19 protein-coding genes are annotated in these 18,800 nt (G+C 70.7%); 15 read left to right on the top strand and 4 right to left on the bottom strand.

The window, feature by feature from the left end; genetic code table 11:
- Positions 1 to 79: 79 nt before the first annotated feature.
- The 4 genes from OIE40_RS07380 to OIE40_RS07365 all read left to right on the top strand — a co-directional run bounded on the left by OIE40_RS07380 (position 80) and on the right by OIE40_RS07365 (position 3,871).
- Positions 80 to 658, top strand: a complete 579-nt coding sequence (locus tag OIE40_RS07380; RefSeq protein ID WP_264701495.1) for a DUF5998 family protein — start codon at positions 80 to 82, stop codon at positions 656 to 658.
- On the top strand, positions 655 to 1,770 hold the full coding sequence (locus OIE40_RS07375; protein WP_264701494.1) for an alkaline phosphatase family protein: 1,116 nt from the start codon (positions 655 to 657) through the stop codon (positions 1,768 to 1,770). Before OIE40_RS07380 ends, OIE40_RS07375 begins: the two co-directional genes overlap by 4 nt.
- Before the next feature lie 4 nt (positions 1,771 to 1,774).
- Positions 1,775 to 2,419, top strand: a complete 645-nt coding sequence (locus OIE40_RS07370; RefSeq protein WP_264701493.1) for a thymidine kinase — start codon at positions 1,775 to 1,777, stop codon at positions 2,417 to 2,419.
- A gap of 144 nt (positions 2,420 to 2,563) precedes the next feature.
- Positions 2,564 to 3,871: an HAD family hydrolase gene (locus OIE40_RS07365; RefSeq protein WP_264701491.1), complete on the top strand. Its 1,308-nt coding sequence runs from the start codon at positions 2,564 to 2,566 to the stop codon at positions 3,869 to 3,871.
- A gap of 99 nt (positions 3,872 to 3,970) precedes the next feature.
- Here OIE40_RS07365 and sepH read toward each other — a convergent pair whose 3' ends face one another.
- Positions 3,971 to 5,569 carry a septation protein SepH gene (gene sepH / locus OIE40_RS07360; RefSeq protein ID WP_264701489.1) on the bottom strand — a complete coding sequence of 533 codons (1,599 nt, stop codon included), beginning with the start codon at positions 5,567 to 5,569 and terminating at the stop codon, positions 3,971 to 3,973.
- A 229-nt stretch (positions 5,570 to 5,798) separates the two neighbouring features.
- On the opposite strand from sepH, the gene OIE40_RS07355 reads away from it, so the two are divergent.
- Entirely contained in the window at positions 5,799 to 6,095 is a 297-nt protein-coding gene (locus OIE40_RS07355) for a DUF4193 domain-containing protein (RefSeq protein ID WP_264701487.1), read from the top strand.
- 170 nt (positions 6,096 to 6,265) lie between these two features.
- On the opposite strand, the gene OIE40_RS07350 is transcribed toward OIE40_RS07355, so the two are convergent.
- Positions 6,266 to 6,559, bottom strand: coding sequence for a DUF4235 domain-containing protein (locus OIE40_RS07350; RefSeq protein ID WP_264701485.1), 294 nt, complete (start codon positions 6,557 to 6,559; stop codon positions 6,266 to 6,268).
- A gap of 103 nt (positions 6,560 to 6,662) precedes the next feature.
- Between OIE40_RS07350 and OIE40_RS07345 the strand changes: the two genes are divergently transcribed.
- From OIE40_RS07345 to OIE40_RS07330, 4 genes are read left to right on the top strand one after another with little or no spacing between them, the layout of a single operon-like run.
- Positions 6,663 to 7,163, top strand: coding sequence for a DUF3093 domain-containing protein (locus OIE40_RS07345; protein WP_264701483.1), 501 nt, complete (start codon positions 6,663 to 6,665; stop codon positions 7,161 to 7,163).
- Positions 7,160 to 7,654: a dUTP diphosphatase gene (gene dut / locus OIE40_RS07340; protein ID WP_264701481.1), complete on the top strand. Its 495-nt coding sequence runs from the start codon at positions 7,160 to 7,162 to the stop codon at positions 7,652 to 7,654. The genes OIE40_RS07345 and dut overlap by 4 nt, the downstream gene beginning before the upstream one ends.
- Positions 7,651 to 8,523 carry a DUF3710 domain-containing protein gene (locus OIE40_RS07335; RefSeq protein WP_264701479.1) on the top strand — a complete coding sequence of 291 codons (873 nt, stop codon included), beginning with the start codon at positions 7,651 to 7,653 and terminating at the stop codon, positions 8,521 to 8,523. The genes dut and OIE40_RS07335 overlap by 4 nt, the downstream gene beginning before the upstream one ends.
- Positions 8,524 to 8,526: 3 nt before the next feature.
- Positions 8,527 to 8,886: an OB-fold nucleic acid binding domain-containing protein gene (locus tag OIE40_RS07330; RefSeq protein WP_264701478.1), complete on the top strand. Its 360-nt coding sequence runs from the start codon at positions 8,527 to 8,529 to the stop codon at positions 8,884 to 8,886.
- Positions 8,887 to 8,940: 54 nt separating this feature from the next.
- On the opposite strand, the gene OIE40_RS07325 is transcribed toward OIE40_RS07330, so the two are convergent.
- Both OIE40_RS07325 and OIE40_RS07320 read right to left on the bottom strand, forming a co-directional pair.
- A complete protein-coding gene (locus tag OIE40_RS07325; protein ID WP_264701476.1) occupies positions 8,941 to 9,636 on the bottom strand; it encodes a potassium channel family protein in 696 nt (231 codons plus the stop codon).
- 46 nt (positions 9,637 to 9,682) lie between these two features.
- The gene (locus OIE40_RS07320; RefSeq protein WP_319805212.1) at positions 9,683 to 10,375 is read right to left on the bottom strand and encodes a potassium channel family protein; all 693 of its coding nucleotides are present in this window, start codon (positions 10,373 to 10,375) and stop codon (positions 9,683 to 9,685) included.
- Positions 10,376 to 10,469: 94 nt separating this feature from the next.
- Between OIE40_RS07320 and OIE40_RS07315 the strand changes: the two genes are divergently transcribed.
- The 6 genes from OIE40_RS07315 to OIE40_RS07290 all read left to right on the top strand — a co-directional run bounded on the left by OIE40_RS07315 (position 10,470) and on the right by OIE40_RS07290 (position 18,734).
- Positions 10,470 to 12,500 carry an APC family permease gene (locus OIE40_RS07315; protein ID WP_264701472.1) on the top strand — a complete coding sequence of 677 codons (2,031 nt, stop codon included), beginning with the start codon at positions 10,470 to 10,472 and terminating at the stop codon, positions 12,498 to 12,500.
- A gap of 1 nt (position 12,501) precedes the next feature.
- Entirely contained in the window at positions 12,502 to 13,647 is a 1,146-nt protein-coding gene (locus OIE40_RS07310) for a class I SAM-dependent RNA methyltransferase (RefSeq protein WP_264701470.1), read from the top strand.
- 225 nt (positions 13,648 to 13,872) lie between these two features.
- Complete coding sequence (gene acnA, locus OIE40_RS07305) at positions 13,873 to 16,530, top strand: aconitate hydratase AcnA (protein WP_264701468.1); 2,658 nt, start codon at positions 13,873 to 13,875, stop codon at positions 16,528 to 16,530.
- Entirely contained in the window at positions 16,530 to 17,237 is a 708-nt protein-coding gene (locus OIE40_RS07300) for a hypothetical protein (RefSeq protein ID WP_264701466.1), read from the top strand. Before acnA ends, OIE40_RS07300 begins: the two co-directional genes overlap by 1 nt.
- Positions 17,238 to 17,385: 148 nt before the next feature.
- Positions 17,386 to 17,754 (top strand): GntR family transcriptional regulator, encoded by a 369-nt coding sequence (locus OIE40_RS07295; protein WP_264701464.1) that lies wholly within the window; start codon positions 17,386 to 17,388, stop codon positions 17,752 to 17,754.
- Positions 17,751 to 18,734, top strand: a complete 984-nt coding sequence (locus tag OIE40_RS07290) for a DUF1648 domain-containing protein (RefSeq protein WP_264701463.1) — start codon at positions 17,751 to 17,753, stop codon at positions 18,732 to 18,734. Before OIE40_RS07295 ends, OIE40_RS07290 begins: the two co-directional genes overlap by 4 nt.
- Positions 18,735 to 18,800 lie beyond the last annotated feature (66 nt).

Raw genomic sequence — 18,800 nt, 5'->3', positions numbered from 1 at the left:
TATCGGTGCGTCAGCGCATTGGCGCTCGCCACCCCCGACAGACTTGGGGGCGTTTCCGGCCGCGTGACAAGATGAGCCGGTGACCTCGCTCGCACTGCCGGCAGACCTTCGGCGGGACATCGACGCCTGCGGCTACTTTCCCGATCTGATCGCCGAGACGGTGGCGATGGCGACCGCCGGCGAACGCGTTCTGCACCACGTCGTCCATCACGAGGCGACCTTCGCCCGGGACGAGATCCAACGGCACCTGTCGGTGCTGGTGCTCACCGCGACCCGGTTGATCGTGGGCCACACCGACGAGTCGGACGCCCCGGGCGAGGCCGGGCAGGCGATGTCGACCACCGAGTCGGTGGCGCTGGACAAGATCACCTCGGTCGCGCTCACCCGGGTGGTGGCGCATCCGGAGCGCCACGGGGCCCACCGCTCGTCCGACATCGAAACGTGGCTCAGCGTCGGCTGGGGTACGGCGCGGCGGGTCGAACTCGAGCCGGCGCACTGCGGCGACCCCGACTGCGACGCCGATCACGGTTACTCGGGCACGCTCGCCGCCGACGACCTGACGGTACGGATGAGCGTCGCCGCCGACGGGGCCGACAACGTGGCCGCTCTGGTGTCCTTCGCGACCGCTCTGCAGGTCGCCTCCGGCGGTGGCCGGTGAGCCGACCCGTCCTGCCCGGCTACGGGGCTTCGACGCTGTCGGACGTGCTGCCCAGCATCGCCGCGGTGCTCGGCGTCCCCGGCCGCGACGACGTGCTCGGGCTGCCGGCCGCGCAGCGCTTCGTCGTCTTCCTGGTGGACGGCCTGGGCCGCGACCTGCTGCGCGGGCGGGCCGATGCGGCCCCGACGCTGGCGGCCCTGCTGGACGCACCGGCGACCAGGATGATCACCGCGGGCGCGCCGAGCACCACCGCCACGTCGGTGACCTCGCTGGGCACCGGGCTCACTCCGGGCCAGCACGGCATGGCCGGCTACACGTTCCGGCTGGGTGGCCGGATGCTGAACGCGCTGTTGTGGGAGGACGGGCTGAGCGGCCTGGACGTGCAGCCGCAGCTCACCATGTTCGAACGGCTGGGCAAGGCCGGCGTCTACTGCGCCACGGTCACCCCCGCCCGGTTCAAGGGCAGCGGCCTGACCACCTCGGCGCTGCGCGGCGCCCACTTCTTCGGGTTCGCCGAGGATTCCCCGGCGTCCTGGCGGGTCGAGTACGCGGCGCGGGCGGCGACCGCTGCCGAGAAGAGCCTGGTCTACCTCTACGACCGCGATCTCGACCACGCCGGCCACAAGTACGGCGCCGCGTCGCCGCAGTGGACGGCCGATTTGCGCCGCATCGACGCGGTGGTGGCCGACCTGCGGGCGGCCCTGCCCGACGACGTCGTGCTGGTGGTCACCGGCGATCACGGCATGGTCGACATCGACCCCGACCGGCGGATCGTCATCGAGGACGAGCCGGACCTGCGCGCCGGCGTCCGGCTGGTCGGAGGTGAGGGCCGCTTCCGCCAGCTCTACACCGACGACCCCTCGGCGGTGGCGGGACGGTGGGCCGACCGGCTCGGTCCGGACGCCTGGGTGCGCACCCGTGCCGAGGCGATCGAGGAGGGCTGGTTCGGCCAGGTCCAGTCCCGGCTGGCGGACCGCTTCGGTGACGTGCTGGTCGCGATGGCGTCCGACCTGGCCGTGATGACCACCACCCAGCCCAACGAGTTCGGCCTGGTCGGCATGCACGGCTCGCTGACGCCGGCCGAACTGACCGTGCCGCTGCTGGTCGGGTGATCCGATGCCGCAACTGATCTTCTTCACCGGGCCGATGAACTGCGGCAAGTCGACGCTGGCCCTGCAGACCGACTTCTCCGAGCAGCAGGCCGGACGGCGGGGGAGGCTGTTCACCCGCGACGACCGGGCCGGGTCGGCCACCGTCTCGTCCCGGCTCGGGCTGGAGCGGCAGGCGTCGGAGGTCACCGACGACTTCGACTTCTGGGGTTTCGTGATCCGTGAACTCACCCACGGACGCCGCGTCGACTACCTGATCTGCGACGAGGCCCAGTTCTACACCCCCGACCACATCGACCAGCTGGCCCGGATCGTCGACGAGTTGCAGCTCGACGTGTACTGCTTCGGGATCCTCACCGACTTCCGCACCCAGTTGTTCCCGGCCACCCGCCGACTGGTCGAGTTGTGCGACCGGATGGAGTTGCTGCAGGTGCGGCCCCGCTGCTGGTGCGGCGATCCGGCCACCCACAACGCGCGCACCGTCGACGGCCGGATGGTCACCGAGGGCAGCCAGGTGGTGGTCGGCGACATCGCGGGTGCGGCTCCGCAGGTGGTGGCCTACGAGGTGCTGTGCCGGCGACACCACCGGCGACACACCACGGCCGCGGTGGCCGGGGTGAGCGCGGCCGAGCCGCTGCCGTTCGTCGACTGAGGCGGCGGGTGCCCTTGGGGGGCTGGTGCTTTGCGGACAGGAGTGCGAGGGTGCACGAAGAGGAATCCTGAGAGTCTCCTGAAGGGAGTCACCCCCATGCGCACTCAGCGAAGAGTCCGCGCGATCGGCCTGTGCAGCCTTACGATGGTCGCCGCAACCCTGCCCGTCAGCCTGCCCACCGCGTCGGCCCAGCCGGCGCCGACCGTTGCCGTCGGCGTCCAGCAGGGCGTCAACGACCGCGGCGGCAAGGATCGTTCGAACCGCTGCCCGCAGCTGAAGCTCGCGGACAACTGGTACGGCGACAACGCCGAGCTGATCCAGACCGCCATCGACTCCTACGGCCGGTGCAGCTGGCCCAAGGGTCGCACCCCCCAGGTGCGCCCGTACGCGGTGTTCGACTGGGACAACACCGTGATCAAGAACGACATCTCGGACCAGACGATCTTCTGGATGCTGCGGCACGACAAGATCCTGCAGCCGCCCGGCCGGGACTGGCACAACACCAGCCGCTACATGACCGACGCCGGGGCCGCGGCTCTGCGCAAGGCCTGCGGCTCGCTGGCGCGACCGGGCAAGCCGCTGCCCACCAGCACGAACGTCACCTGCGCCGACGAGATCCTGTCGGTGCGCAAGACGCAGCAGACGACGTCCGGCGAGGAGGTCTTCGCGGGGGCGAACGAGCGCTACATGGAGGCGAGCTACGCCTGGGTGTCGCAGATCCAGCAGGGCTACAGGCCCGCGAAGCTGCGGGCGATCGCGGCCAAGGCCAGGGACGCCGCCCTGCGGGCCCCGATCGGAGCCACCCAGCAGGTCGGTTCGAGCACCGAGACGGCGTGGATCCGCTACTACGCCGAGATCCGGGACCTGATCAAGACGCTCAAGAAGGCCGGCATCGAGCCGTGGATCGTGTCCGCCTCGCCCAAGGAGTTCGCCGACGTCTGGGGCGCCGGGGTGGGGATCGACCGGGCGCACACCATCGGCATCGAGCAGCTCACGACCAGGGGCAAGCTCAACGGCCACCTGCGCGGCTGCGGCGGCCACGCCGACGGCACCGACTCGATCATGACCTACATCGACGGCAAGCGCTGCTTCATCAACCAGACCATCCTGGGTGTGAAGGGACCCCGGGCCATGAAGCCGATGCCGCGGGCGTTCCGGCCCGTGCTGGCCGGTGGCGACGCCACCACCGACGTCTCGATGCTGCGCGACGCGGTCGGGGTGCACGTGGTGCTCAACCGGAACAAGGACGAGCTGATGTGCCACGCCTACGACAACGCCGACGGCAAGTGGGCGGTCAACCCGATGTTCATCAAGCCGCTGCCGCGCAAGGAGGGTCTGTACCCCTGCTCGACGACGGCCTACACCGACGCCCAGGGCAACCCCGGGCCGGTGCGCCGCAACAACGGGTCGATCATTCCCGATCAGGCGGACACGGTCTTCGCGACCCCCTAGGGCGTCAGCCCCTTGCCCTCCGCTCGCACGACGACAGGGCCCACGAGTTTTCGTGGGCCCTGTCGTTTGCCGTCACGCGGGGACGGACCCCGCGCCGGGTCACTCCTTGGGTTTCGGCGCCCCGAACATGATCTCGTCCCAGCTCGGCACGCTGGCCCGCTTGCGCTTGACCGGGCGGGACGGCTCGTCGCCGGCCTCGTCGACCAGGCTGGGTTGCTCGGGCTCGGCCGGGGCGGCGTCGGTCTTCTTCCGGCCCGTCGGTCGCTTCGGTTGGACGGGTTCGGGCGCCGGTTCCTCCACAGTCTCGTCGGCAGCGGGGGCGTCGGGCTCGTCGGCGAGGTCGACCTCGACCTCGATGAGCTCCACGGCCACCGCCTCGTCGCCGAGGGCAGTGGTCTCGTCAGCGGCAGGTTCTTCGATGACCGTCTCGACCGCGACGGGCTCGTCCCGGGCGAGGTTCTCCTCGATCGCCGCCGGGTGGTCCTCGGGCAGCTCGTCGCCGTCGGAGGCCGGGGTCGGGTCAGCCACGGACGCCTCCGCCCCGGTCTCCTCCTCCTCCTCGTCGTCGGTTGCGATCGGGCCGGCGTCCGGCACATCGGTCAGATCCGCCCCGGTCTCGTCCTCGGCGGGTTCCGGTTCGTCGGGCACGGACTCGGCCGCGGCAGGCTCCGGCCCGGCGTCGGCGTCCGCCTCGACGTCGGTGATCTCGACTTCCTCGATCCGCTGTGTCGGCTCGGTCGGCTCGTCGTAGTCGTCGCCGGCCGGGCCCTCGTCGAGCACCGGGGCGGCGGCCTGCTCGGGCCGCGGTCGCACCAGACCCGCGTAGATCTGCACCGAATCCTCGTCGAAGCTCGAGAGCATGTCGTAGAGCACGTCCATGTTCGACCGGTCGCCTGGGACGATGTCGTAGACCCCGTCCACCTCGGCCAGGTCGCCCTCGGCGTACGCGTCCTCGTTGTCGGCGCCGTCGTTGTCGTCGGCTTCGTCGTCGAACTCGTCCACGTCGGGGGTGACGGCGAACTGCGGCTGGATCGCGCGCACGATCGCCAGCTCGTCGTCGAGTCCGAGATCATCGCCGTTCTCGTCGACCCGTCGCCTGCGCCCGGGCTGCGGGCCGTGCGAGGTGGTCTGTTCGCCGGTCAGCCACCGGGCGTCGTCGTTGGCTGCGGTCGAGAACCGACCGGTCTGGTCGTAGGTGAAGTCCGCCTGGCGCTGTGCCGACCCGGACTCGTAACTCAGCCGGACGGTCCAGCGCCGGTCCTCGGTGCGCCAGGCGTCCCATTCGACGGTGTCGGCGTCCACCCCACGCGACAGTAGGCGCTCGGTCACCACGGTGCGCAGGCTGCGGTGCGCGACGGCGTCACCGGCCCGCCGGACCGGGTTGGTCTGCGCGAGCCCGGCGATGTGGTCGCGCTCGGCGAGCACCGGCCCGGCGAACGGCTCGATCTTCTCCGGCGGGACGCCGGCGGCCTGTGCCACCGCCTCGAGCGACTCTCCGGCCCGGATCCGGGCCTGGATGTCGCGCGGCCGCAGTGCACTGTCCATGTCGATCTCCAGCTGTCCCATGCGTGCTCGGTCGTTGCGCAAGGCGGCCCGCAGCCGCTCGTCGGCCGGGATCGCCACCTGTTCGCCGCCCTCGACGACGACGATCAGGCTCCTCCCGTCGGGGCTCAACCCGAGTGGGCGGGCGGTGCGCATCGCTCGATCGCTCTCCTGTGTTCGTGCTAGGGGTAACCTACCGGGTCGGACGCGGCACGGCGCCTCGGCGGCCTGCGTGGCGGGGCGTCCCCATGGGTGAGATGCGCGAGCCGGGACCGGTCGCTTTTGGGCGCTTGTGGTATGTATGCGTGCGACACATTTGGGATTGAGCTGTAGATCAGTGAGCGCCGCCCCCGACAGAGGCGCTCCGGATGGAGATACGAAGAAGATGGCAACGGACTACGACGCCCCTCGCAAGACCGACGAGGAGAGCGAAGACAGCATCGAGGAACTCAAGACTCGCCGGAACGACAAGAACTCCGGCAAGGTCGACGAGGACGAGGTCGAGGCGGCCGAGTCGTTCGAGTTGCCGGGCGCCGACCTCTCCCACGAGGAACTGACCGTTCGGGTACTGCCCCGGCAGGCCGACGAGTTCACCTGCTACTCCTGCTTCCTGGTGAAGCACCGCAGCCAGGTCGCCTACACCCGCAACGGGCACTCCTACTGCGTGGACTGCGCCGACTGAGCGCCGGCTGTAGCCGGCCGCCGGGATCCCGGGATGATGAACATCTCGTAGGCCGTCATCCCGGCGGACGCCGGGATCCCGGGGCAAGCCCGGGATGACGAACATCCTTTACGGGATGACGGTGGGCGGGGGACGACGAGCGTCACCCGGCCGGGCGCCGGGAACTCCGCTCAGAGCTTGAAGTGAACCGTCGGACTGGTCGGCGCCGGCGTGCCCATGGCCTTCTCCCAGCGGTCGGCCGCGAAGCGGTTGACCAGCATCTGTGAGATGCCGATGCCCACGCCGCCGGCCAGCGCCCAGATCAGCGCCTCGGTGATCGGCGTGGCCGGATCGTTGGGGTCGGGCGGCTCGTCACCGGTGGCCACCTTCCAGGCTCCGCGGACCGCCTTCTGCGCGACCACCGCGCTCAACGCGCCGACCGCGCCGGCGTAGATGTTCCACAGCACGCGCTGGGACAGGTTCATCGTTCCTCCATGCTTTCCTGGGCGGGGGCGTCCGGATTCGTCGAGTCTAGGCGCAGGCCCGTCCCGGGCGTCCACACCCCTGCAGTGGGTCTAGGTTGGAAACGTGACGAGCAACTCGGCGCCCGCCTACACCGAACGACTCACCGTGCCGCTGTCGTACTGGGGGATCGGGCTGTTCTTCGGCCTCACCTTCGTGACCGCGGTCGCGTTCATGCTCGGCAACTGGATCCTGCTGGCCAGCACGGTCGGGGTGGTCGTCCTGGTCGCCTGGACGCTGCTGGCCTGGGGATCGCTGAGGATCTCGGTGGACGCCGGTGGCATCCGGGTGGGCCGCAGCGTGCTGGAGTGGCCCTACGTGGGCCAGGTGGCGATCGCTGACCGGGCGCTGCGGGGTCGCGTGCTGGCCCGGGGAGACGCCTTCCTGGGGCTTCGGCCCTACCTGCCCGGTACCGTCCTGATCGGGGTCGCCGACGACGCCGACCCGCACCTGTGCTGGCTGGTGTCGACCCGGGATCCCGACGGTCTGCTCCGGGCGATCGCGGACAACCGGCCCTCGGGCGGCGTCGGGAGGGTGAGCGAGTCCCGACTAGACTCCGGCGGGTGAGTTCGCCAGAGAACGTCCAGGTGCTGCTGAAGCGGTTGGACGACTCGATTCCGGTGCCGCGATACGCCCACGTCGGCGACGCCGGTGCCGATCTGGCGACCGCCGAGGACGTGGTGATCGCGCCCGGCGAGCGGGTGCTGGTCGGCACCGGAGTGGCGCTGGCGCTGCCGGCCGGCTGGGTCGGCCTGGTGCATCCGCGTTCGGGCCTCGCTGCCCGGCACGGACTGACCATCGTCAATGCGCCCGGTACCGTCGACGCCGGTTACCGTGGCGAGATCAAGGTGTGCCTGTTGAACACCGACGCTCGCGACGGCGTCCGGTTGAGGCGCGGCGACCTGATCGCCCAACTCGTGGTGCAGCGCGTCGCGACAGCGACATTCGTGGAGGTGGACGAGCTCCCGCCCAGTGATCGTGGGGCGGGCGGGCACGGGTCCACCGGGGGAATCAAGGGGTGGCTGAGCGCCACCGAACCGATGAAGGAGCAGGCGTGATCTTTCGACGCAAGGCCAAGGCACAGCCGGTCGATGAGCCCGAGCAGGACGTGACCGAGGTCGAGGCGTCCGGTCCGGACGAGGCGGACGGCGACGCCGCCGCTGTGCTGGCCGACGACGCCGAGGCGGCGGCGGACGAGGTGGGCGACGACGACGCGGCGGCCGAGGCCGACGACGATGCGGGCGCGGAGCTGCCGGCGGAGCTGGCCGACGCCGAGGACGACGAGGACGAGGGCGACGACGACGAGTCCGATGAGGACGAGGCGGACGACGACGGAGCCGACGAAGTCGACGAGGAGGCAGTCGACTGGCGCGCCGACGGGCCCTTCGACTTCGAGGAGGTCGACCTGAGTGCGGACGAGGTGCAACGGCTCGATCTGGGTGCGCTGATCCTCACCCCGTGGGAGGGCATGGGCCTGCAGCTGCAGGTGAACGAGGGCAACCAGCAGGTTGTCGCCGCCCTGGCGTTCTGGGAGCAGTCCGGGCTCGAGCTGGCCCTGCTGGCCGCACCGACCAGCGGTGGGCTGGGCGACGAGCTGCGCGAGGACCTGACCGAGGAGGCCGAGCAGGCGGGTGGCAGCGCCACCACCGCCGTGGGCCCGTTCGGTCCCGAACTGCGCCGGGTGCTGCCGGCCGAGGGGCCTTCCGGTGAGCAGCTGTTCCAGGTCAGCCGGACGTGGTTCGCCGAGGGCCCGCGCTGGCTGCTGCGTGGCACGCTGCTCGGCGAGGCGGGCCTGACCGAGGACGACGAGGGCGCCGCCGCGGCCTTCGTGGAGTTCTTCCGCAACGTCGTGGTGCGCCGCGGTGACGGGCCGATGGTGCCCGGCGAGATCATCGCGATGACCATGCCCACGGTGCCTCAGGCCTGAGCGGTGGCCGGCAACCCCTTCTCCCGGGCCATGCGGTGGCTGGGCCGGTCCACCGAGGAGCTCGATTCCGAGCGCGCTGTGCGGGTCGCGCAGGCGTCCGGCGCCCAGACGGTGTCGGAGTGCACCGACCGCCAGCGCGCCACCTTGCGTGGTCGGATCGCGGTGCTCACGCTTCGTCCGCGTAGCGGCACCCCCTGGCTGGAGGCCGAGTTCAACGACGGCTCGGGCAGCATCACGCTGATCTGGATGGGCCGCCGCGAGATTCCTGGTGTCATCGCCGGTCGTGAACTGAAGGTGACCGGCAGAGTCTCATGGGTGGACGGCCGACGCCGGATGTACAACCCCCACTACGAACTGCTCTGAGCCCCCGCTGCGCACGCACGTGTGCGGGAGACCCGCTCTGGACAGACCCCGGCCTCAGGCCTCGCCGACGGCCGTCTTGGCCGCGTCACGGTCCCGCGGGCTCAGGTAGTGCGCCAGGTCGGCCTCGAAGTCGGGGTCGACGACGAACAGCAGCTCGTCGGCCGCCTCGACGGCACCGTCGCGTTCCGGGGCACGCGCCACGCCGTCGCGGATGATCGCGACCAGCACCGCGTCGCCGGGCAGCGCCAGCTCGGCCGCCCGGACGCCGACGCGGGGGCTCGACTCGGGCAGCGTCATTTCGACCAGGTTGGAGTGGCCACCACGGAAGCTGAACAGCCGCACCAGGTCGCCGACCGTGACCGCCTCCTCGACCAGGGCGCACATCAGCCGCGGCGTCGACACCGCGACGTCCACCCCCCACAGGTCGTCGAACATCCATTCGTTGCTGGGGTGGTTGACCCGGGCCACGGTCCGGGGGACTCCGAACTCGGTCTTGGCCAGCAGCGAGTGCACCAGGTTGGCCTTGTCGTCGCCGGTCGCGGCGATCGCCACGTCGCAGGTCTCCAGCTCGGCCTCCTCGAGGGAGGCGAGCTCGCAGGCGTCCGCCAGCAGCCACTCGGCCTCGGGCACGCTGGCGGTCTTGATCGCCTCGGGCGCCCGGTCGACCAGCAACACCTGATGCCCGTTGGCGATCAGCTCCCGGGCGATGGATCGGCCGACGTTGCCGGCCCCGGCGATCACCACACGCATGTCGCGCCCCTCTCGACTGCCGCCCGCCGCAGCGGTGCGGTCACCATCAGTGCCTGGCCGGCGGTGCGCCGAACAGCTGCTCGACGTCCGCCTCGTGGTCGTTGTGCACGGCGACGTAGAGCAGATCGCCGTCCTGGAAGATCGTGTCGGGCTCGGGCACCAGGCCCACCCCGAAGCGGGTGATGAACGGGATCGGGCAGTGCGCCGCCTCTGCCATCGCCCCGATGGTGGTTCCCACCCAGCCCGCGTCGACGTCCAGCTCGGACAGCCGCACCGTGCCGGACGGATCGCGCCACTGCGGCTCGGCGCCCTCGGGCAGCAGCCGCCGCAGCACCTGGTCGGAGGCCCACCGCACCGTCGCGACCGAGGGGATGCCGAGTCGCTCGTACACCTCGGCGCGGCCCTCGTCGTAGATCCTGGCAACCACGTTGTGCACCCCGAACGTCTCCCGCACGACCCTGGCGGCCAGAATGTTGGAGTTGTCACCGCTGGAGACCGCGGCGAACCCGTCCGCCCGTTCGATGCCCGCCTTGATCAGCACGCCGCGATCGAAGCCGACGCCCTTGACCGTCTTGCCCTGGAAGGTGGGGCCGAGACGTCGGAAGGCGTCGGCCAGCGAGTCGATGACGGCGACCGAATGGCCCCGCTTCTCGAGGCTGCGGGCCAGGGACGACCCGACCCGGCCACAACCCATGATCACAATGTGCACCGCGGGCCTCCTGCCTAGTGGATCACCCATTGCGTCCGCGGCACAGTATAGGGAGCGTGCGTCACACGGCCGATCATTGGCCATCCCGTGCACGCTCCGGCCCGGCGGCTTATAGTCAGGCCGCGTGAGCATCACCGATGCGGTCAAGCGGCTGCTGGTCGGGCGCAAGCTGGCCAGCGCCCAACTGGGCGAGACGCTGCTGCCGAAGCGGATCGCGCTACCCGTGTTCGCCTCGGACGCCCTGAGCTCCGTCGCCTACGCCCCCGATGAGATCCTGCTCACCCTGTCGATGGCGGGCGTCGTCGGCTTCGCCTACTCGTGGCCGATCGCGGTGGCCGTCGCGTTCGTGATGCTGATCGTCGTGCTGTCCTACCGGCAGAACGTGCACGCCTACCCCTCCGGCGGCGGCGACTACGAGGTGGCGACGGTCAACTTCGGGCCGACGGCCGGGCTCACCGTGGCGTCCGCCCTGCTGGTCGACTATGTGCTGACCGTGGCGGTGTCGACGTCGTCGGGCGTCCAGAACGCCAAGGCCGTGCTGCCCTGGATCGAGGGACACGAGGGGCTGGTGGCGGCCGGGCTGATCCTGGTGCTGATGACGATCAACCTGCGCGGGGTGCGCGAATCGGGGACGGTCTTCGCGGTGCCCACCTACGGCTTCATGATCGCCGTGCTGGGCATGACCGCGTGGGGACTGTTCCGCATCTTCGTGCTCGGCGAGACGCTGGAGGCGCCGACCAAGAACTTCGACGTGGTCGGCTCGGCCGTCTACGACCCGTTCGTTGGCTTCGCCATGATCGCGTTGCTGGCCCGCGCGTTCTCCTCCGGCTGTGCCGCCCTGACCGGCATCGAGGCGATCAGCAACGGCGTCCCGGCCTTCAAAGCGCCCAAGAGCCGCAACGCCGCCACCACGCTGATGCTGCTGGCCAGCGTCGCGGTGTCGATGCTCGGCGGCATCATCCTGCTGTCCAACCTGACCGGGTTGAAGCTCGTCGATCCCGACGGTCACAGCCACTTCCGGGTCAACGGCGAGGTGGTCGAGCGCGACGTGGGCACCGCGATGGGGCAGCTGGCCTCGACGGTGTTCGACAACTTCGCCCCGGGGCTGTACTTCGTCATCATCGCCACCTTCGTCATCCTGTTCCTGGCCGCGAACACGGCCTTCAACGGCTTCCCGGTGCTCGGTTCGATCCTGGCCCGCGACGGCTTCCTGCCCAAGGCGCTGTACACCCGCGGCGACCGGCTGGCCTACAGCAACGGCATCCTGCTGCTGGCCGCGGCGGCGATCGGCCTGGTGCTGGCGTTCAACGCGTCGGTGACCGCGCTGATCAACCTCTACGTGGTGGGGGTGTTCGTCTCGTTCACGGTCAGCCAGGCCGGCATGATGCGGCACTGGTCACGGCACCTGCGCACCGAGACCGACCCCGCGACCCGCCGGCACATGCAGCGCTCCCGGATCATCAACGGCATCGGGCTCAGCTGCACCGGCATCGTGTTGTGCATCGTGCTGGCGGTCAAGTTCCTACTCGGGGCCTGGATCGCGATCCTGGCGATGGCCCTGCTGTTCGTCCTGATGCGCGCCATCAACACCCACTACAAGAAGGTCGAGACCGAGATCGCCGTCGAGCCGGGCGAGCGCAACCTGCTGCCGAGCCGCGTCCGGTCGGTGATCGTGGTGATCGGCATCAACAAACCCACCGTCCGGGCGGTCAACTTCGCCAAGGCGACCCGTCCGTCGTCACTCGAGGCCGTGACGGTGTCGGTGGACGCCGACGAGACCAAGGCGCTGCTCGACGAGTGGTACGCCGAGGACCTGGGCGTCCCCCTGCGGGTCATCGACTCGCCCTACCGTGAGGTGGTCTCCCCGATCATCGGGTACGTGAAGGGCCTGCGGTCGGACAACCCGCGCGACGTGCTGTGCATCTACATTCCCGAGTACGTGGTGGGGCACTGGTGGGAGCAGATCCTTCACAACCAGACCTCGCTGATCCTGAAGGCGCGGCTGAACTTCATGCCGGGCGTGATGGTGACCTCGGTGCCCTACCTGCTGGCCTCGTCGCGGCACGCCATCGACCGGGCGAAACGCAACCCCGCCGCGTGGCGGCAGACCGGCACCGGGGCGGTCCGGGCCGGGCAGCACCTGGACCGGGAGTGACGTGCAGCCCGGTGACCTGATCGGGCCCGTCCGGGTGGGTCCGATCGTGCACGGCGGGCACTGCGTGGCTCGCTGGGAGGGCCAGGTGGTGTTCGTCCGGCACGCCCTGCCGGACGAGTTGGTCGATCTGCGCGTCACCGAGGTGACCAGGCGCTTCGCCCGGGCGGACGCGGTGGCCGTGCGTGAGGCGTCCGAGCATCGGGTGCGGCCGCCGTGCCCCAACGCGGGGGTGTGCGGCGGCTGCGACTTCCAGCACGTGGCGCCGGCCTTTCAGACGGAGCTGAAGCGCCGGGTACTGGCCGAGCAGCTGCAGCGGCTGGCCGGGATCGACTGGGACGGCGAGGTCGAGCAGGTGCCGCCCGTGCTCGGTTCGCGGTGCCGGATGCGCTTCGTGAGCGTCGGCGACGGTCGGCTCGGGTTGCGTGCGCACCGGTCGCACGCGGTGATCCCGCTGCCCGAGGGCGGCTGCCCGATCGCGTCCGCGGCGATGCCGCCTCACCTGGCCGGGCCGGCCGAGGCGTCCGGCTCTGCGGGGGAGGGTGGCGACGAGGTGGTCGGCGTGGTCAGCCGCGAGGGTGGCGCGTTGTTCGCACCCGGTTCGGACGCGGTGGTCACCCAGCGGGTCGGCGAGCGGCCGTTCCGGGTGGCTGCGAACGGGTTCTGGCAGGCGCACATCGCCGCTCCCGAGGTGCTGACCCGCGCGGTGATGGCCGGACTGGAACCGCAGCCGGGCGAACGGGCCTTCGACCTGTTCTGTGGGGTAGGGGTGTTCGCCGGGGCATTGGTGGACGCGGGCTGCCGGGTCTGGGGCGTCGAGGGCAACCGTCGCGCGGTCGAACTGGCGCGCGGCAACGTGCCCGAGGCGTCCTTCCAGGCCGGGGACGTCGAGCGCACCTTGCGCAGGCTGCCCGGGCGCGCCGACCTGGTCGTGCTCGACCCGCCCCGCGCCGGGGCCGGCAGGGCCGTTATGGGGGCGGTGTCCCAGCGGCGTCCGCGGGCGATCGCCTACGTCGCCTGCGATCCGGCCGCCCTTGCCCGCGACCTTGGCTACGCCGCCGAGCTGGGCTGGCAGGCCTCCCGGATCGTCGGGTACGACCTGTTCGGGATGACCCACCACCTGGAGGCGGTCGCGATCCTGCGGCGCTGACGCGGCCCACGGGGACGGTTCCTGCGGTCCAGCGGCGGACCCTTGAAACCGTTCCCTCGGTTTGCCGTCGCCGGGGGGCGGGGGTGAGGTGTCCGGTTCCCTCGTACGCCCGCCGCTGGTGCCTCTAGAGTTGGGTGCCAGGTCGGAGCCGTTCGCGGCGACGCCCGGCCTTGAGGTATTATCTCGATATCGAGATATCTTGCCGGTGATCAACAGGAGGACCCGATGAGCATCAACAGTTTCGACGCCAGAACCACGCTCGAGGTCTCGGGGACGTCCTACGAGATCTTCGCGCTGGACACCGTCGAGGGTTCCGACACCCTGCCGTTCAGCCTCAAGGTGCTGCTGGAGAACCTGTTGCGCACCGAGGACGGCGCCAACATCACCGCCGACGACATCAAGGCGCTGGGCGCCTGGGAGCCGGACGACGAGCCGAACCGCGAGATCCAGTTCACCCCGGCCCGGGTCATCATGCAGGACTTCACCGGCGTCCCGTGCGTGGTCGACCTGGCCACCATGCGCGAGGCGATCGCCGACCTGGGCGGCGACCCGGCCAAGGTGAACCCGTTGTCGCCGGCCGAGATGGTGATCGACCATTCCGTCGTCGCCGACCTGTTCGGCACCCCCGACGCCTTCGCCCGCAACGTCGAACTCGAGTACCAGCGCAACCGCGAGCGCTACCAGTTCCTGCGCTGGGGCCAGGGCGCCTTCGACGACTTCGTCGTGGTGCCGCCCGGCACCGGCATCGTCCACCAGGTCAACATCGAGCACCTGGCCAGGGTCATCTTCCCGCGCGAGGTGAACGGGGTGCTGCAGGCCTACCCGGACACCTGCGTGGGTACCGACAGCCACACCACGATGGTCAACGGCCTGGGCGTGGTGGGCTGGGGCGTCGGCGGCATCGAGGCCGAGGCGGCCATGCTGGGCCAGCCGGTGTCGATGCTGATCCCGCGGGTGGTCGGCTTCAAGCTGTCGGGCAAGCTGCCCGAGGGCGCCACCGCGACCGACCTGGTGCTGACCATCACCGAGATGCTGCGCGAACACAAGGTCGTCGGCAAGTTCGTCGAGTTCTACGGTCCCGGCGTCTCGGAGGTGCCGCTGGCCAACCGGGCCACGATCGGCAACATGAGCCCCGAGTACGGCTCGACCATCGCGATCTTCCCGATCGACTCCAAAACCACCGACTACCTGCGGCTGACCGGACGCTCCGACGAGCAGATCGCGCTGGTCGAGGCCTACGCCAAGCGCCAGGGCCTGTGGCACACCGACGACGCCCAGCCTCGCTACTCCGAATACCTGGAGCTCGACCTGGCCACCATCGTCCCCTCGATCGCCGGCCCGAAGCGGCCGCAGGACCGGATCATCCTGGCTCAGGCCGCCGACGCGTTCGGCGAGGCCATCGGCACCTACACCGACGACGCCTCCAAGCAGGTGCACGTCACGCTGGCCGACGGGACCGACTTCGATCTGCCCACCGGCGCGGTCACCATCGCCGCGATCACTTCGTGCACCAACACCTCCAACCCGAGCGTGATGATCGGCGCCGGCCTGCTGGCCAAGAAGGCGGTCGAGAAGGGCCTCACCCGCAAGCCGTGGGTGAAGACGTCCCTGGCGCCCGGGTCGAAGGTGGTCACCGACTACTACGCCAAGTCGGGCCTCGACCAGTACCTCGCCCAGCTGGACTTCGACCTGGTCGGCTACGGCTGCACCACCTGCATCGGCAACTCGGGCCCGCTCATCCCTGAGGTCTCCGCGGCCGTCAACTCGGCCGACCTGGCCGTCACCTCGGTGCTGTCGGGCAACCGCAACTTCGAGGGCCGGATCAACCCCGATGTGAAGATGAACTACCTGGCCAGCCCGCCGTTGGTGGTCGCCTACGCGCTCGCGGGCCGGATGGACATCGACCTGCTCAACGATCCGCTGGGCGAGGGCTCCGACGGCCAGCCGGTGTACCTGCGCGACATCTGGCCGAGCACCCAAGAGGTCGAGGACGTCGTGAACGGCTCGATCTCGGCCGACATGTTCACCAGCCGCTACGCCGACGTGTTCGCCGGCGACGACACTTGGCGCTCGCTGCCGACGCCGACCGGTGACACCTTCGAGTGGGACGCCGACTCGACCTACGTACGCAAGCCGCCGTACTTCGAGGACATGCCCGCCGAGCCGGTGCCGGTCACCGACGTGTCGGACGCCCGGGTGCTGCTCAAGCTCGGCGACTCGGTCACCACCGACCACATCTCGCCCGCGGGCGCGATCAAGGCCGACAGCCCGGCCGGCACATACCTCACCGAGCACGGCGTGGAGCGCAGGGACTTCAACTCCTACGGCTCCCGGCGCGGCAACCATGAGGTGATGATCCGCGGCACCTTCGCCAACATCCGGCTGCGCAACCAGTTGGCGCCCGGCACCGAGGGCGGCTTCACCCGCGACTTCACCAAGGCGGACGCCCCGGTCGCCACCGTCTACGACGCCGCGCAGAGCTACGCCCAGGCGGGCATCCCGCTGGTCGTCCTGGCCGGCAAGGAGTACGGGTCCGGGTCGTCGCGCGACTGGGCCGCCAAAGGCACCGCGCTACTCGGGGTGACGGTCGTCATCGCCGAGAGCTATGAGCGGATCCACCGCTCGAACCTGATCGGCATGGGCGTGCTGCCCCTGCAGTTCCCCGAGGGCGAGAACGCCGACTCGCTCGGGCTGACCGGCGAGGAGACGTTCAGCTTCGAAGGCATCGAGGCGCTCAACGACGGCACCACCCCGAAGACGGTGAAGGTGACCGCCGACGACAAGACCTTCGACGCCATCGTCCGGATCGACACCCCGGGAGAGGCCGACTACTACCGCAACGGCGGCATCATGCAGTACGTGCTGCGGAGCCTGATGAAGTAGTGGCCAAGCGGACGGATCGGTCGGGGCGGACCCGCAGGGAGCGCGAGATCGCGGCCCGCTCGGCCACGGCGAAGAAGTCGCCGGCCAAGGCGTCCGCACCGGCCGGTGACCAGGCGGGCGCCACCGCGTCGGTGAAGGCGGCCGACTCCACTGCGGCGGCCAAGTCCGCCGGTGCAAAGGCGTCCACGACCCCGGCGGGCAAGGCGGCGGTCGCGACCAGGCCGCGCCGGGAGAAGCGGGTGCGCGCCGACCGGGTCGGCATCGGCTCCGAGCTGGCCGAACGGGTCGCCTGGTCGATGCTGGCCGGACTGGCCGCACTCATCGGCACCGGGCTGGTGCTTGCTCTGGCCGGTGCGATCGTGCCGGCGTTGTGCCCCGAGGACGACGGCACCTGCACCGTGGGCTGGATGGTGCTGGTCGGGGGAGTGAGCTACGTCCTGGCACTGCTCGGGGCCTGCGCCATCGGCGGCCTGGGCATCTGGTTCTGGGTCGCCTACCTGATCGGGTTCGCCCCGCTGGCGATCACGGCCATGATCGGTGAGTGGTGGTGGTGGACGGCGCTGGCCGTGTTGCCGGCGCTCGCCGGCATCGCGAGTTCGCCGTTCGGACGCCCCACGCAGCCCCGCGCCCAACGCATCGTGCTGATCGTGCTGGCCGTCCTCGCGGTGGCGACCGCGGTGTGGTGGTTCGTCTTCGCCGCCCAGTAAGTGACTCCCTCCCCACCGCTCGCCTCACTACCGAGCGCTCGCCAACCTTGGCGAGCGCTCGGTCGTTAGGCGAGCGCGAGAGGACGGCTGGCACGATCCTTGCCGGGCTTGTTATAGTTGATACCGAACAACTACAGCAGGAGGTGTCGTGCTGATCCGGATCGACCCGGCCAGCGACGTACCGCTCTACGAGCAGCTTGCCGCCTCGGTGCGCGCCCAGTTGGCCGCGGGATCGATCGCGGCCGGGGAGCGGCTGCCGGGGGCTCGCGACCTGGCGCAGTCCCTCGGCATCAACCTGCACACGGTGCTGCGCGGCTACAACCTGCTGCGCGACGAGGGGCTGCTCGAACTGCGTCGCGGTCGCGGCGCGGTGGTCGCCGGGTCGGCGGACGCCGTCAGCACCGCCGACCGGGCGACGCTGGCGGCGGCGCTGGAGGAGGTGCGCCGGGCCGCTCAAAGGCTGGGATTGAGCGCCGACGAACTGGCCACACTGGTGACGAAGGGATATGGCAGATGATCGAACAGGAACGTCCCTCGAGTGGCCGGGTCGTGATGGGGGCGGTCGCCCTCCCGTTGCTGATGCTGCTGCTCAGTGGGGCGGTGCTCGCGCTGTGGTGGGGGCAGTTGCCCGATCCGGTCGCCTCGCACTGGGACGCCGCCGGCCGGCCGGACGGCTTCAGTTCGCCCGCCGCTGTCGCATCCCTGCTGATGGGGCTGGGCGTGGTGGCCCTCATCGCGGCCGCCTGGGCCGGGACGGCCTCCACCTCGACGGCCGCCCGGTCGCTCGCGGCCCTGGCGTCCGGCACCGGGGGCTTCCTGCTGACGTCGCTGCTCGGCACCCTGGCCCCGCAACTCGGCGTCGGGGACGTCAGCACGGTGATGCTGCCGCTGCCCGCCTTCGTGGTGGGTCTGGTCATCGGAGTGGCTTGCGGCTACGCCACCTCCCTGCTGATCCCGCGCTGGGCCTCGCCCTTGCCGCAGGGCGTGGACGGCGTCCGGCCCGCCGAGCTGGGGCCGACCGAGGTCGCCGTGTGGAGCCGGGTCGCGCTGACCGCGACCCCCGGCATCGTGATCGCGGCTTCGGCCACCGCGCTCACCCTGCTGTTCGCCCTGGTCCTCGGCTCGGCGTGGATGCTGGTCGTCCCGCTCGCGCTGGGGCTGTTGATGGTGGCTGCGCTCAGCGTCCGGGTGACGGTCGGGCCGCAGGGGCTGCGGGTGGCCGGTCCGCTCGGCTGGCCGCGGGCTGTCGTCGGCATCGACGACGTCGCCGCGGTCGCCGCCGCCGAGGTACGCGCGATGGCCGAGTTCGGCGGCTGGGGCTACCGGGTCGCCGTGCGCGGACCGCTGCAGGGGGCGAAGGGTTTCGTGCTGCGGTCGGGCCGTGCGATCGTCGTCATCCGACGATCGGGTGGTGTCGAGCTCGTGGTGGTGGACGACGCCGGAACCGGCGCCGCACTGCTCGAGGGGTACCGCCAACGGGCGGCCCAGCTGCGCTGAACCCGGCCAGCGTTCGGTCTCGGCAGGTCACCGGGGCGAGCGCCGTCGGCTCGACTGGGTAGGTTG

It is taken from the genome of Micropruina sonneratiae, from assembly GCF_025972045.1.
GTDB lineage: Bacteria > Actinomycetota > Actinomycetes > Propionibacteriales > Propionibacteriaceae > Micropruina > Micropruina sonneratiae.
Note: the sequence above shows the minus strand (reverse complement) of the source record. Positions and strands in the feature narration are given on the sequence as shown.

What these genes read in the sequence shown, in the direction of transcription:
- acnA (WP_264701468.1), top strand. Translation starts at nt 13,873, where the DNA reads ATGAGCATCAACAGTTTCGACGCCAGAACCACGCTCGAGGTCTCGGGG.
- OIE40_RS07370 (WP_264701493.1), top strand. Translation starts at nt 1,775, where the DNA reads ATGCCGCAACTGATCTTCTTCACCGGGCCGATGAACTGCGGCAAGTCG.
- OIE40_RS07290 (WP_264701463.1), top strand. Translation starts at nt 17,751, where the DNA reads ATGATCGAACAGGAACGTCCCTCGAGTGGCCGGGTCGTGATGGGGGCG.
- OIE40_RS07350 (WP_264701485.1), bottom strand. Translation starts at nt 6,559, where the DNA reads ATGAACCTGTCCCAGCGCGTGCTGTGGAACATCTACGCCGGCGCGGTC.
- sepH (WP_264701489.1), bottom strand. Translation starts at nt 5,569, where the DNA reads ATGCGCACCGCCCGCCCACTCGGGTTGAGCCCCGACGGGAGGAGCCTG.
- OIE40_RS07320 (WP_319805212.1), bottom strand. Translation starts at nt 10,375, where the DNA reads ATGGGTGATCCACTAGGCAGGAGGCCCGCGGTGCACATTGTGATCATG.
- OIE40_RS07355 (WP_264701487.1), top strand. Translation starts at nt 5,799, where the DNA reads ATGGCAACGGACTACGACGCCCCTCGCAAGACCGACGAGGAGAGCGAA.
- OIE40_RS07325 (WP_264701476.1), bottom strand. Translation starts at nt 9,636, where the DNA reads ATGCGTGTGGTGATCGCCGGGGCCGGCAACGTCGGCCGATCCATCGCC.
- OIE40_RS07365 (WP_264701491.1), top strand. Translation starts at nt 2,564, where the DNA reads ATGGTCGCCGCAACCCTGCCCGTCAGCCTGCCCACCGCGTCGGCCCAG.